Genomic DNA, 14,140 nt, shown 5'->3' with positions numbered 1-14,140 from the left:
TCCCGAATCCCGAATCCCGGCCCTTGAGCCATACCGTACCGTCTGGTACGTTCGCCACGTTCTCCCCCCCAACCACGGATGCATCGCAGTTGCCGCTGGGCCATCCCGGCCCGGCTTTGCATGGGAGACAGCAGCATGAGCAAGCGTTGGATCGGGAGCATCGCCGCACTGGCGTTGCTGTTGGCATCGGCGTCGGCCGTGGCGGGCGCCTTCAGCAAGACCTATGAACGCATTCCAGGCTGGGACGGCGCCCAAATGGGCGCATTGGTGCTGGTACCGCAAGGGCAGGGCGCCGGGCCGTTTCCGCTGATCGTGATGCCGGCCAGCTGGTCGTTGCCCAATCTGGAATATCTGGGGCGCGCTACCCAACTGGCCAGCGACGGCTACGTGGTGGTCAGCTATACCTCGCGTGGATTCTGGGATTCGGCTGGGCAGATCGATATCGCCGGGCCGGACACGGTGGAAGACGTCAGTGCGGTGATCGACTGGGCATTGGCGCATACACCGGCCAATCCCAATTCGATCGGCGCGTCGGGCATTTCGTACGGGGCAGGCATCAGCCTGCTGGCGGCCGAGCGCGACCCGCGTATCAAGGCAGTGGCCGCGCTCAGCGGTTGGGCCGATCTGGAAGCCTCGCTGTATTCCAATCGCACGGTGAGCCAGCAGGGCGTGGGATTGCTGGTGGGTGCGGGCGCCCTGACCGGCCGGGCCGGCCCGGATCTGGCGCAGATCGGCGCACGCGTGGCGCAAGGCGATTACGACGGCGCGGTGCAGGGCTTCCTGCCGCAGGCCGCCTCGCGCAGCCCTTCGACCGATGTGGCAGCGCTCAATGCGCGTGGTACCGCGGTCCTGTTGGGTAATGCCTTCAACGACGGATTGTTTCCGCCCAATCAGACCATTGCGTTCTTCAACCAGTTGCGTGGCCCCAAACAACTGCTGCTCAGCCAGGGCGATCACGCCACCGCAGAGCTGCCCGGCGCATTGGGGTTACCGAATGAGATCTATACCGCGACCACGCGCTGGTTCGATCGCCATCTCAAGCAGCTTCGCAACGGCGTGGATGCAGAAGCGCCAGTGCGGCTCTCGCCACGTGCGGGTCAATGGCTGGACTATCCGGACTGGGCATCGGTCCAACAGGCCACGACACAGCTTGGTCTGTCGGCACCAGCAGGGTTGCTGAGCCCCACTGGTGGATTGACCGGCGGGACGTCGAGCGGTTGGCAATCGCGCATCGCCACCGACGTGCCGACCGTGGCCGATTCCGGGGTGGTGCTGGTCAGCGGTTTGCTGCAGGGCATCGGCCTGCCGGTGAGCACCTCCATTCCGCTGGTCAACCGCGCCGGCGCCGCAGTGTGGGTCGGCTCGCCATCGAACAGCACCCGGCGCCTGGCCGGTAGCCCGTCGCTACGCGTCACAGTGGTGCCCAGTCAGTCCAACGTCAGCCTTTTCGCGTATCTCTACTGCATGGATGCGCTGGGCGTGGCGAAACTGATTACGCATGCGCCGTATTCGTTGCGCGATGCCACATCGGGGCGCGCAGTCACGCTGGACTGGCCGCTGCAGGCGGCGGCAACCGAGATTCCCGCAGGGCAGCGACTGGTCTTGGTGATCGACACCCGCGACGCGCGCTATACCGATGCCAGCGAGGGCGGTGGCACGGTGACATTCACCTCGCCAGTTGCAGCGCCGTCCGTGTTGAACGTGCCGCTGCGGTAGGGCGGCACGCCGCATCTGCATCGATCCCAGGTCGCCCGCCGCGGTACTGGCGAACAGCGGCCGATGGCAGGCCATCCGCAGAACCCACATCTGCACCGGTCACGTCGCGTTCGTTCAGGCGAACGCGATTTCTGACAGTGCGCGCGCAGATGATGCCGCTTTCGGGAAAGTAGGCACGAAGCCTAACTCGATGCCGCTGCTGCGGCACACCGCAGGAGCCCCGAGATGCCGATCAATCGAACCGGTCTGCCGCATGCTGTGGAGTCAACCAGCCAAACGCAGGAGGCGTTGACGTCACAGGCTTCGGGGAGCCAAGGAGTCCTCGATCCAGGCACAGTGCCAACCCAGCGTGCCGAGACCTTCGACGGACTTTCTGCGCTGCCGAATGATCTCCGTCGCGAGATTTTGCAGCGGTGCGGACCACGCAGCCTCGCGCGCCTGGGTAGCGTCTCGCGGCAGATGGCGGAAGACACCAGCGGGATGCGAGCGTTCCTGACCGCGCGGCCGCGCTATGACCCGAGCTTGGAGTTCGGGGCCGTCCATAGTGCAGAGAGCATGCGTGTCGCCCTGGACGAGGTGACGCATTTCCCTTATCCGGACGATGAGGATCGCAGCGAGCAGATATTGCGCGGATACGGAAGGCTTGCGGCGCGGATTCCATCCTTGCCGCAGGCGCAGCGATTTGAGGCGTTTACCGAGGTGTTGAATCACGCCACCCGCTATTCCGGGAATATGGCATTTCGCGTGGTGGCGCGCTTGACGGATGACCTGGGATGCTTGCCCGAGGACCTGCGCGCGCTCGCCTTCCATGCAATCTTGCCCAGTTTGATTGCCACGCGAAGGCAGGCGCTGCAGGCTGCTGCCGGAGCAGCGCACGGTGGCCATATGGGGGCAGTAGCAGAGGCTGATGCAGGGGGCGTGCAAGGTGATGCTGAGCCAGGCGCGCAAGGCGCCGTGGCTCCGGCCCAGGGCGGCGCTGCCGGAGGCATCGGCGGAGCACTTCCGTTTCATTTGCTGGCCTCTGCGATCAGGCAGCTGCCCGAGGAGGCAGTCAATCTGGCGATCACCGAGGCTGCCGCGCTCCAGACCGGCCCCCGCCTGCTGGCGGAGGTGACCCTACGCCTGCATCTTGTCGGATTGGAGCCGATCCATCGATTCCAGCAGGCGTATGCGCAGCTTGCCGAGTACCTCGCGCGTTCGGGCGATGGAGCCGAAGCCTTGACCCACTTGGTGGCCTTGTTGAACAGACTGCCCAATCCGGGAGTGCGCCAGGCCGCCTTCAGGGAATTGACGCGGGCCGTGCACGCATTGGACAGCACCGAGAGTGGCGCTGCGGTGCTGAGGCGGTTGGCCGGAGCGTTGCCACACCAGCCTGCCGCGGTGCGTTATCTGTGCAGCCTGGATGTGCTTGCAGCGGCGGGGAGCCTCTTCCCGAGCGAGCAGATACCGGTCATCGCCGCTGTCCGTGCGCAGGCCGCTGCGATTCCGAACCAGGCCGCTGAACTCATCGCCAGATGCGATGACGCGATCGCCACGGCCAGCATGATGCTTGCGACTGTGTCGCGCAGGTATCTGGACATGTGAGCACTGTTTGATTGAGTGTGCTGTGGTCACACCAGCAGACGTGCATCTGCCTGGTGCCACCCTGTCCGGCGCGACCTAGAGCAGATTGGGCTTCACAGCATGGCTGCCATCTGCGCGCCGTCAGGCCCGCGCAGTCGGGGGAGCCAGCAGTCGGAGCGCCCAGAGGGTTATCTGGTTGAGGCGCAGGGCTGCCCGGCGCATTTTATGCGGACTTTACGTCGCGCCCGCGGCAGGTCCATAGCGACTTTACGCGGCCCAGGCAGAGACTGCGCAGATTGGCGGAGCGGTTCCGCCGTGGACGATCCCGATGCATCCCTTGACCTGTCTGCTCCATCGGCGCTGCGCGCACGGTGCGGCAGCGCTTTGCCATGTGGGCACGCATACGCTGCCTACGTCGTTGCACATCGCATTGATCGCGCCGCCGTGCGCGCAGATGGGGGAGTGACCGACATGCCTGGCTGGTTGTCCCTGTTGTGCGGCGTGGCCGTACTCGTTGCTGCTGCGTACCTGCTGTACGTGGTGCTGCGGCCCGAAGACTTCTGATCCGAGTGCGCTCCAATGACTGAAACCTTTCTTGTGTACGCGCTGGCCATCGTGCTGGCGTGGCCCCTGGGCCGTTACATGGCCGCGGTGATGCGCGGCGCACCGATGCGTGGCGATGCGCTGTTCGGCTGGATCGAACGGCCGTTGTACGCACTGCTCGGCACACGCCCGCAGCAGGGCATGTCGTGGCGCGGCTACAGCATGGCCTTTCTGCTCAGCAACCTTGTCGTTGGTTTGCTGACCTGGGTGGTGTTCATGACCCAGGCATGGCTGCCGTTCAACCCGGATGCCATCCCCAACATGCGGTGGGATACCGCGCTGCACACCATGGTGTCGTTCGTCACCAATACCAATCAGCAGCATTATTCCGGCCAGGCGCAGTTGTCGTATCTGGCGCAGATGACCGGCATCGTCGGCCTGCAGGTGGTGACGCCGATGATGGGATTGGCATTGGCGGTTGCGACGCTGCGCGCCTTGTTCGGTGGGCGCGTAGCCAAACAGGCGTCGATTGCTGCTCCGATTCTGGACACGACGGCTGTAGCGGAGATTTCGGAGCCGGAAGTGTCGCGTCAGGGACGCCAGCACACGGGTTCCGGCCTGGAAGCGCTGCCTGAAGCCGACGTCGGCAATTATTGGGCCGACGTGGTCCGCTCCAGCGTACGCGTGTTGTTGCCGCTGTGCCTGCTGTGGACCGTGCTGCTCGGCTGGCAGGGCGTGCCATCCACGCTACAGGGCGCAGCGACGGCGACGCCATTGGATAGCAGCGCCGGCATGCCCAAGCAGACCATTGCGGTGGGCCCGGTTGCGGCGATGGTGGCGGTGAAACAGCTCGGTACCAACGGCGGTGGCTGGTATGGCCCCAACAGTTCGGTGGCGCTGGAAAACCCTACGCCGTTGAGCAATCTGCTTGAAACCCTCGCCTTGGTCTTGCTGCCGATGAGCGTGGTGTTCATGGTCGGCTACCTGACCGGGCGCAAGCGGCTCACGGCGTTGGTGTTCGGCACGATGTTGACGATGTCGGCCGCATCCACCGCGCTCTTGCTGTGGTCTGAAGCGCACTCGGCCACCGCAAGCTCGCCGGCGTTGATGGAAGGCAAGGAAGTGCGCATCGGTGCGGACGCCTCGGCATTGTGGGCGGCGTTGACCACGCAGACCTCCAATGGCTCGGTCAATGCGATGCACGATTCGTTGGCGCCGCTGAGTGGCCTGGTCACGTTGGTCGACATGCTGATCAACGCCATCTGGGGCGGCATCGGCTGCGGCCTGCAGCAATTCGTGGTGTATCTGTTGCTGAGCGTGTTTCTGGCCGGCTTGATGACCGGACGCACGCCGGAGTTGTTCGGTCGCAAGATCGAATCGCGCGAAGTGCAGTTGCTGGCGCTGTTGATCCTGCTGCAGCCGCTGGTGGTGCTGGGCTTTACTGCAGTGGCGCTGGCAGTCCCGGCATTGACTGCCAATTCCAACCCCGGCTTCCACGGCATCAGCCAGGTGTTCTACGAGTACACCTCTGCGTTCGCCAACAATGGCTCGGGTTTCGAAGGCCTGGGCGATGCCACGTACTGGTGGAATCTGAGCTGCTCGGTGGTGCTGGCGCTGGGACGGTATCCGGCATTGATCCTGCCGTTGATGGTGGCCGCACGCATGGCAGTGAAGCGGCGTGCACCGGAGTCGGCCGGCAGCCTGCAGGTCGAAACGCCCACCTTTGCGCTGACCCTGATGGCGATCGTGATCGTGCTGACCGTGCTGCAGTTCATGCCGGCACTGGTGCTGGGTCCTATCGCTGAACACCTCGCCCTGGCGGCGTCCTGAGAATTCTGAGCAATGTCTACGATCGATACGACTGAAAAACGCGAGCGCGGTGACGCAGCGTTGTTCGATGCCGCCGTGCTGGCTGCGGCGATGCGTGCGGCGTTCGCCAAGTTGGCGCCGCGGCATCTGCTGCGCAGCCCGGTGATGGCGGTGGTGATGGGTGGTACCTTGCTGGCGGCGGTGATCACCGCCAGCGGGCATTCGCATGCCGGCTTCGGCTGGGCGGTGACGGCGATTCTGTTCATCACCGTGCTGTTCGGCAATTTTGCCGAGGCCATCGCCGAAGCGCGCGGCCGCGGCCAGGCCGCATCGCTGCGGCGTGCGCGCAAGGACCTGGTGGCACGCAGGGTGGAAACCGTACTCGGTGGCCGCGAAACGCGCGTGCCGGCAGCGGAGTTGCGCCCGGGCGATTACGTCATGGTGTCCGAAGGCGAATTCGTGCCGGCCGATGGCGAGATCGTGCGGGGTGTTGCCACCATTAACGAAGCGGCGGTAACCGGCGAATCGGCGCCGGTGCTGCGCGAGGCCGGCACCGATCGCAGCGGCGTCATCGGTGGCACGCGCGTGCTCTCCGACGAGATCGTGTTCAAGGTCACCGCCGAGCCGGGGCACAGCTTTCTCGATCGCATGATCGCGTTGGTGGAAGGCGCCAACCGGCAAAAGACGCCGAACGAAATTGCGCTGACCTTGTTGCTGGCCGCGATGACGCTGACGTTCCTGATCGTGGTGGCATCGTTGCCGGCGATCGCGGGTTTTGTCGGCGTCACGCTGGATCCGCTGCTGCTGATCGCGTTGCTGGTGTGCCTGATCCCGACCACCATCGGCGGGCTGTTGCCGGCAATTGGCATCGCCGGCATGAACCGCGCGCTGTCGGCCAATGTGTTGGCCAAATCCGGCAAGGCCGTGGAAGTGGCCGGCGACGTGGATGTGCTGCTGCTCGACAAGACCGGCACCATTACCTACGGCGACCGCCAGGCCACTGCGTTCCATCCGCTGGCCGGCGTCGACCGCGCGCAATTGCGCGATGCGGCCATGCTCGCCTCGCTGGCCGATCCGACGCCGGAAGGGAAATCCATCGTCAAGCTGGCGCGTCAGCAAGGTGCCATCGCAGCGGAGGCGGAGGGTGGGAATTTCATCGCGTTCACCGCGCAGACGCGCATGTCCGGCGTGGATATCGGCGGGCGCAGCATCCGCAAGGGCGCCGGCGATTCGATCGTGGCGTATGTGCAGGCGCAGGGCGCGACGGTCTCGCCGGAACTGCAGGGCCGTATCGAAGAAGTCGCACGTGGCGGTGCCACACCGTTGGTGGTGGCCGAAGGCCGTCATGTGCTCGGTGTGGTCGAGTTGAGCGACGTGGTCAAGCAGGGCATCAAGGAAAAGTTCGCGCAGTTGCGTGCGATGGGCATCAAGACGGTGATGATCACCGGCGACAACCCGCTCACCGCAGCCGCGATCGCTGCCGAAGCCGGCGTGGACGACTACATCGCCCAGGCTCGCCCGGAAGACAAGCTGGCACGCATCCGTGCCGAACAGACGGGCGGGCGACTGGTGGCGATGGTCGGCGACGGCACCAACGACGCCCCGGCGCTCGCGCAGGCCGACGTGGGCCTGGCAATGAACTCCGGCACGCAGGCTGCCAAGGAAGCCGGCAACATGGTGGATCTGGATTCGGATCCGGCCAAGCTGCTGGCGGTGGTGGAGGTGGGCAAGCAGCAGCTGATCACGCGTGGCGCGCTGACCACGTTCTCGCTGGCCAACGACGTTTCCAAGTATTTCGCGATCCTGCCGGCGCTGTTCGCTGCCGCCATCCCGTCGATGGCAGCGCTCAACGTGATGCAGCTCTCCAGCCCGCGCCATGCGGTGCTGGCGGCGCTGATCTTCAATGCGTTGATCATTCCGGCCTTGATTCCGCTGGCGTTGCGCGGTGTGCGTTTTCGTCCTTCCAGCGCCACCGCGCTGTTGCGCCGGAACATGCTGATCTACGGCGTGGGTGGCGTGTTGCTGCCGTTCGCTGCGATCAAAGTGATCGATCTGGCGCTGGTTGCCGTCCTCGGTGCCTGAGCCACGCGTGATGCCCCTTTCTTCTTCCGGGAACATGTCCATGTCTTCTTCCTTGCCGTTACGCGACGACGGCGTCCTGCGCGGTTCGCTCGTGCTCGCGGTGTTCACCTTGTTCGGGTTGGGCCTGGCCTACTCGCTGATCGCCACCGGCATCACCGGTGCGCTGTTCTCCGAGCAGGCCACCGGGTCGCTGATGCGCGTCGATGCGCGCGTGGTTGGTTCGGCCTTGGTGGCCCAGCCGTTTACCGATGCGCGCTATTTCCAGCCGCGTCCGTCGGCTGCCAAGTACGACCTCACCGCCGCGGCTGGCAGCAACCAGGCCCGCTCCAATCCTGAGCTGCTGGCCCGCATCGCCACCACGCGTGCGCAAGTGGTCGCACGCGACGGCATCGCCCCTGAGGCCGTACCGGGCGAGCTGCTGACCCAATCCGGCAGCGGCCTGGACCCGCACCTGAGCCCGGCCGGCGCACGGGTGCAGATCCGCCGCGTGGCCGCCGCGCGCGGCTGGCCCGAGCAACGCGTTGCCGCCCTGGTGCAGGCGGCCACCGAAGCACCCCAGTTCGGACTGCTTGGGCAGCCACGGGTGAATGTGCTCGCCTTGAATCTGGCGCTCGATCAAGCCGGGAATGGGGCGTCGGGACTGGAGAATGGTGTGAAGCAGGCGCACTAGGATCATCACGCAGCTGTACGCTCTGCGATTCCCGATTCCCGATTCCCGATTCCCGATGAACGACGCCCGTACCCAGCAAGCCGATGCCCTGATCGGCCAATTACAGCGCGAACACGGCGGGCGGTTGACGGTGTTCCTGGGCGCCGCGCCCGGGGTCGGCAAGACCTACGCCATGTTGTCGCGGGCGCGCGAGCGCCTGCGCCAGGGCATGGATGTGGTGGCCGGCGTGGTGGAAACGCACGGGCGCAGCGAAACCGCGGCGCTGCTGGAAGGCCTGCCGCTGCTGCCGCGCGCCCGCGTGAGTTACCAGGGCCGCATGCTGGAAGAACTCGACCTGGATGCGTTGCTGGCACGCAAACCGCGGCTGGCCCTGATCGACGAGCTGGCGCACCGCAACGTGCCCGGCAGCCGCCATGAGCGACGCTGGCAAGACATCGTAGAGTTGCTCGATGCCGGAATCGACGTCTACACCACGGTCAATATCCAGCACCTGGAAAGCCTCAACGACATCGTGCTGCGCATCACCGGCGTGCGCGTGTCCGAGACCGTGCCCGATGCCGTCTTCGACCGGCTGCGCGACATCGTGCTGGTGGACCTGCCGCCACGCGAACTGATCGAGCGCCTGCAGCAGGGCAAGGTGTATCTGCCCGAGCAGGCCACGCAGGCATTGCAGGCGTTTTTCTCGCCTTCCAACCTCACCGCGTTGCGCGAGCTGGCGATGCAGACCGCTGCCGACCGCGTCGACAGCGATCTGCGCGATACCCAGGCCGCGCGCGGCCTGCCTGGCACCGCCGCGTTGCGACGCCGCGTGGTGGTGGCCATCGATGGCCGCGGCAGCTCGGATTATCTGGTGCGCGTGGCGCGGCGTCTGTCGGAGCGGCGCGATGCACCGTGGACGGTGGTCACCGTGCAGGCCCGCACCGTGACCGATGCAGCCTGGCAGCTGGAAATCGATCGCGCATTCGCGCTCGCCCATCGCCTCGGTGGCGACACCGCGCTGCTGCACGGCGCCAACGTCGCCGATGCCTTGCTGGATTTCGCCTCGCAAAACGGCATCTCCACCCTGGTGCTGGGGCGCACCCGCGAGCGCCCGCTGGCGCGCATGTTCAACCGCACGCTGACCCAGCAATTGCTGCAACGTGGCGCGCATTACGAACTGGTGATCGTCAGCTCCGCCGATGCGCGCGCACGTGCGCGCCAACGCTGGCGCAACCCGCGCCAATGGCTGCAGCGTTACGACATGGCGTTCGCTGCGATCGCGGCCGCTGGTGCGGTGGGGGTGGCGTGGTTGCTGCAACGCTGGACCGATATCGACGACCTGTCGATGGTGTTCATCGTCGCGGTGGTGCTGGTGGCGTCGCGCACGCGCATGGCCGCTGCGGTGGTTGCCGCATTGTTGAGTTTTGTCGCCTACAACTTCTTCTTCATCGAGCCGCGTTTCACCTTGCAGATCAGCGCACGCCAGGGCGTGGTGACGGTGTGCATGTTCCTGATCGCCGCGCTGGTCGCCGGCCGGCTGGCCTCGCGTTTGCGCAGCCAGGTCCTGGCCTTGCGCGCGGCCAATGCGCATGCCAACGCCTTGCAGGCGCTGGCCCGCCAACTCAGCACCGCCGCCGATCTGGGGCAGGTGCTGGAAGCCGGCCGTCGCGCGCTGACCACTGCGCTGGATGCCGAGGTCTGGCTACGCCTGGAGCAGCGCGAAAGCGACGCACCCAGCAGCTTCGGTGCGCTCGATCGCAGCGCCGCCGATTGGACCCAGCGCCACGGCCAACCGGCCGGCCGCTTCACCGATACCCTGGCCGGGGCGCAGTGGTGGTGCCTGCCGGTGCGCCACGAGCGCGGCACCCTGGGTGTGGCCGCGCTGCGCTTTCGACAGGCTCTGCAACGGCCCGGCCTGGAACAACGCCGCCTGGCCGAAGCGATGGTGGAAGACATCGGCCAGGCAGCGCTGCGCACGCGCCTGGTCGCCGATCTGGAAGGCGCACGCGTCAGCGGCGAAACCGAGCGCCTGCGTTCTGCCTTGCTCTCGTCGGTCTCGCACGATCTACGCTCGCCGCTGGCCTCGATGATCGGCTCGGCCAGCAGCCTGGCCAGCTACGGCGATGCGATGGACGCGCACGACCGCCACAGTCTGCTCGACACCATCCAGCTCGAAGGCGAGCGGCTGGATCGCTACATCCAGAACCTGCTCGACATGACCCGGCTCGGCCACACCGGCCTGACCTTGAATCGCGACTGGATCGGCGTCGACGAATTGATTGGCTCGGCCGCCCGCCGCCTGCAGCGCTACCAGCCGGAGGTGCGCCTGCAATTGGACCTGGCCGCCGACCTGCCGGCGATCTGGGTGCATCCGGCGCTGGTGGAACAGGCCATCTTCAACGTGCTGGAAAATGCGGCGAAATTTTCGCCAGCCGGCGTGCCGGTGACCGTGCACGCGCAGCTGCGTGCCGGCGCGTTGCAGGTCGACATCGGCGACCAGGGTCCGGGTATTCCCGAAGACGAGCGCGCGCGGATCTTCGACATGTTCTACAGCGTGGAGCGCGGCGACCGCGGGCGCAACGGCACCGGCTTGGGTCTTGCCATCTGCCAGGGCATGATCGGCGCGCACGGGGGCAGCGTGGAAGCATTGGCAGGCGCGCATGGTCACGGCACCACCATCCGCATTACGCTGCCGTTGCTCGTTCCCGCCGCGCCACCTCGCCCCGATGCCGACTGACCTCACCGCCATCCCGCCCGCCCGCGTGCTGATCGTCGACGACGAGCCGCAGATCCGCCGTTTCCTCGACATCAGCCTGCGTGCGCAGGGCTATCGTGTGCTGCAGGCCGGCACCGGCGAAGAAGGCCTGGCCTTGCTGGCCGGGCAGGGCGCCGAACTGGTGGTGCTGGACATCGGCCTGCCCGATCGCGATGGGCATGAAGTGCTGCACGAGATCCGCCAGTGGTCCAACGTGCCGGTGATCATGCTCACCGTGCGCGCCGGCGAAACCGAAAAGGTCGCCGCGCTCGATGCCGGCGCCAACGACTACGTCACCAAACCCTTCGGCGTGCAGGAATTGATGGCCCGCATCCGCTCGCTGCTGCGCCAGGCCGGCGCCGGCAGCACGGTGGAAGAAAGCGTGTTCGACGACGGCCGCTTGCATATCCACCTGGGCCTGCGCGAGGTCACCCTCAACGGCGAGCCCGTGCCGCTGAGCCGCAAGGAATACGCCCTGCTCGCACTGCTGCTCAAACACGCCGGCCGCGTGGTCACCCAACCGCAGTTGCTGCGCGAAGTGTGGGGCCCGACCCACGAAGAAGACACCCATTACCTGCGCATTTTGGTCGGCAAGCTGCGCCAGAAACTGCACGACGATGCCGCCGACCCGCACTACATCGTCACCGAGCTCGGCGTGGGCCTGCGCTTTATCGGCGTCACGCGCTGATCCGGGCGCGCCACTAAGCGGGCGGCAACACCTTGCCCGGATTCAAGATCCCATCCGGATCCAGCGCGGCCTTGATCGCGCGCATCGCCGCCAAGGTCGGTGCGCTGAACGCCTGGCTCATGAAATCGCGCTTGGCCACGCCGATACCGTGCTCGCCGGAGAGCGTGCCTTCCAGCGCCAGCACCAGCGTAAACAGCCGCGGCAGGGCGGCATGCGCACGGGCATTTTCGTCGGCATCGGCCGGGTCGTACATGATGTTGACGTGCAGGTTGCCGTTGCCGGCATGGCCGAAGGCGACGATGGGCAGCGCGAATTCCGCAGCGAGCGCTTCCACGCCGGCGACGAGTTCGGGGATGCGCGACACCGGCACCACCACGTCTTCGTTGATCTTGCCCGGCTTGATGGTGCGCAGGGCAGGCGACAAGGCGCGGCGTGCGGCCCACAGCTTGTCGCGTGCGCTGCCATCGGTGGCCACGTCCAGGCTCAAGACACCCTCGCCATCGGCGGCGTCGTGCAACGCTTGCAGCGCGTACGGCAAGGTGTCGTGATCGCCGTCGGCTTCGATCAACAGCATGGCGCCGGCGTCGGGCACATCGCTGCCATTGCGGCGCAGCAGCGCGATCGCACTGGCATCCATGAATTCCAGCATGGTCGGCGTGGTCGGCTGCGCCATCAGCCGCGACACCGCGGCTGCGGCGCTGGACGCATCGCGGTACAGCGCGCGCAGGCCGGCCTGCGCAATCGCGCGCGGGGTCAGCTTCAAGGTCGCCTCGACGATGATCGCCAGGGTGCCCTCGCTGCCGACCAGCAAATGGGTGAGGTCGTAACCGGTGGAGTTCTTGGTGTACGCGCCGCCGCAGCGGATCACCTCGCCGGTGCCGGTCACCGCCACCAGGCCGAGCACGTTGTCGCGGGTGGCGCCGTACTTCACCGCGCGCGGGCCGCCGGCGTTGGTGGATAGATTACCGCCGATACTGCAGATCTCCGCGCTGGACGGATCCGGCGGCCAGAACAAGCCATGCGGCTGCAGCGCCTGTTGCAGGTCACCATTGAGCAGGCCCGGTTGCACCACCGCGCAGCGGTCTTCCGGGCGCAGCGCAATGAGGCGATGCATGCGCGCCATCGACACCACCACGCCGCCGGAAAACGGCACCGCCGCGCCGGTGGTGCCGGTGCCGGCGCCGCGCGCCACGATCGGCACGCCGTGCGCGCGGCACGCCTGCACGATCGCCACCACCTCGTCGGTGTCGCGCGGCAACGCCACCGCGGCGGGCAGTGCCCAGCGGCGCGAATCGTCTTCGCCATAGCGGCGGCGCGCATCGTCGCCAGTCAACCAGCCATCGGTACCCAGGCGCGCGGCCAACACCTCGGCAAGTGCGGTGGGAAGTACATCGGTCATGACATGCGATCCTGTGGTGCCGCGCGCTGGATGCATTTCCACCCCAGCAAGGCGACGGTGAGCGGCAACCAGACCCAGCGCAGCTCGGAGAGCAACGTGCTCAGGCCGCGCGCGTTGAAGAAGCCGGTCGCGAATGGCGACACCCGAATCGGCCGCCATGGTGCGAACCAGCGCGTCTGGCTCCACGGCCAGCCCAGCGCAACGCCCAGGCCGCCGGAGGTCATCGCATCCAGCAGCGGGTGCGATGCGGCGCAGACGAACAAAAATACGGACGCCTGCACGGCATCCGCACGCAGGCTGCGATGCGCCGCGGCGCCGAGCAGTGCGATGACGCTGGCGAACAACAGCGAGTGGCTGGCGCCGCGATGGCCGAATGCATCGGCGTAGGGAATGTGCAGCGCGAACGCCAGCACATCGGCATCGGGCAGCATCGCCGCCGCCACGCCGGCCGCGAGCAGGAGCGGCGAGATGCGGCCGCGTTCGCTGGCCCACCACAGCGCCAATGGCACGGCAGCATGGGTCATGATGGTTGGCATAAGAAACGTTGGCGTGAGCGTCGGTGGCGGTCAGCAATCGTCGGCGCGGAACGCGTCGCGGATCCAGTGCAATACCGGCGGTTCGCCGCTGGCATCGACCACATCGAAGCGGCACGGCAGCGCCGCCAGGGCCGGGTGAGCGCCAAGAAACAACTGCGCGGCCAACACCAGCTTGCGACGCTTGCGCCAGTCCACCGATGCCGCACCGCCGCCGAAGCGGTCGTCGCGCCGGTAGCGCACTTCCACAAACACCAGCGATGGCCCATCGTGCATCACCAGATCCAGTTCGCCGCCGCGGTAGTTGGCGTTGCCGACCACCAGCCGTAGCCCGGCCTGCTCCAGCAACGCGCGTGCGGCCGCCTCGACCGCCGCACCACGCTGCTGACGCGCCACCGGCATG

Annotated in this window: 11 protein-coding genes; 8 read left to right on the top strand and 3 right to left on the bottom strand. The window is 66.7% G+C overall.

All coding sequences use genetic code 11. The features are described 5' to 3' along the window. Window positions 1-135 precede the first annotated feature (135 nt). The 8 genes from J7360_RS03120 (at window position 136) to J7360_RS03085 (ending at window position 11,805) form a co-directional block, all read left to right on the top strand. Window positions 136-1,716 (top strand): CocE/NonD family hydrolase, encoded by a 1,581-nt coding sequence (locus J7360_RS03120; RefSeq protein WP_209033230.1) that lies wholly within the window; start codon window positions 136-138, stop codon window positions 1,714-1,716. Window positions 1,717-1,941: 225 nt separating this feature from the next. After that, complete coding sequence (gene xopI / locus J7360_RS03115; RefSeq protein ID WP_209033228.1) at window positions 1,942-3,300, top strand: type III secretion system effector F-box protein XopI; 1,359 nt, start codon at window positions 1,942-1,944, stop codon at window positions 3,298-3,300. 450 nt (window positions 3,301-3,750) lie between these two features. Then, window positions 3,751-3,843, top strand: a complete 93-nt coding sequence (locus J7360_RS03110) for a potassium-transporting ATPase subunit F (RefSeq protein WP_005910961.1) — start codon at window positions 3,751-3,753, stop codon at window positions 3,841-3,843. Window positions 3,844-3,858: 15 nt separating this feature from the next. Beyond that, entirely contained in the window at window positions 3,859-5,652 is a 1,794-nt protein-coding gene (gene kdpA, locus J7360_RS03105) for a potassium-transporting ATPase subunit KdpA (protein ID WP_022558292.1), read from the top strand. A gap of 12 nt (window positions 5,653-5,664) precedes the next feature. After that, window positions 5,665-7,713: a potassium-transporting ATPase subunit KdpB gene (kdpB, locus tag J7360_RS03100; protein WP_057663139.1), complete on the top strand. Its 2,049-nt coding sequence runs from the start codon at window positions 5,665-5,667 to the stop codon at window positions 7,711-7,713. A gap of 40 nt (window positions 7,714-7,753) precedes the next feature. Then, on the top strand, window positions 7,754-8,383 hold the full coding sequence (kdpC, locus tag J7360_RS03095; RefSeq protein WP_022558294.1) for a potassium-transporting ATPase subunit KdpC: 630 nt from the start codon (window positions 7,754-7,756) through the stop codon (window positions 8,381-8,383). 55 nt (window positions 8,384-8,438) lie between these two features. Further along, complete coding sequence (locus J7360_RS03090; protein WP_022558295.1) at window positions 8,439-11,099, top strand: sensor histidine kinase KdpD; 2,661 nt, start codon at window positions 8,439-8,441, stop codon at window positions 11,097-11,099. Next, entirely contained in the window at window positions 11,089-11,805 is a 717-nt protein-coding gene (locus J7360_RS03085; RefSeq protein ID WP_057660581.1) for a response regulator transcription factor, read from the top strand. Before J7360_RS03090 ends, J7360_RS03085 begins: the two co-directional genes overlap by 11 nt. Before the next feature lie 13 nt (window positions 11,806-11,818). Here J7360_RS03085 and J7360_RS03080 read toward each other — a convergent pair whose 3' ends face one another. The 3 genes from J7360_RS03080 to J7360_RS03070 are packed head-to-tail and all read right to left on the bottom strand — an operon-like array spanning window position 11,819 to window position 14,139. After that, on the bottom strand, window positions 11,819-13,204 hold the full coding sequence (locus J7360_RS03080) for an FAD-linked oxidase C-terminal domain-containing protein (RefSeq protein WP_057660579.1): 1,386 nt from the start codon (window positions 13,202-13,204) through the stop codon (window positions 11,819-11,821). Then, on the bottom strand, window positions 13,201-13,740 hold the full coding sequence (locus J7360_RS03075) for a metal-dependent hydrolase (RefSeq protein ID WP_209033226.1): 540 nt from the start codon (window positions 13,738-13,740) through the stop codon (window positions 13,201-13,203). The genes J7360_RS03080 and J7360_RS03075 overlap by 4 nt, the downstream gene beginning before the upstream one ends. A 30-nt stretch (window positions 13,741-13,770) precedes the next feature. Further along, entirely contained in the window at window positions 13,771-14,139 is a 369-nt protein-coding gene (locus J7360_RS03070) for a YraN family protein (RefSeq protein WP_007968683.1), read from the bottom strand. Window position 14,140 lies beyond the last annotated feature (1 nt).

The organism is Xanthomonas sp. D-99, assembly GCF_017746145.1.
Lineage (GTDB): Bacteria > Pseudomonadota > Gammaproteobacteria > Xanthomonadales > Xanthomonadaceae > Xanthomonas > Xanthomonas cissicola.
Note: the sequence above shows the minus strand (reverse complement) of the source record. Positions and strands in the feature narration are given on the sequence as shown.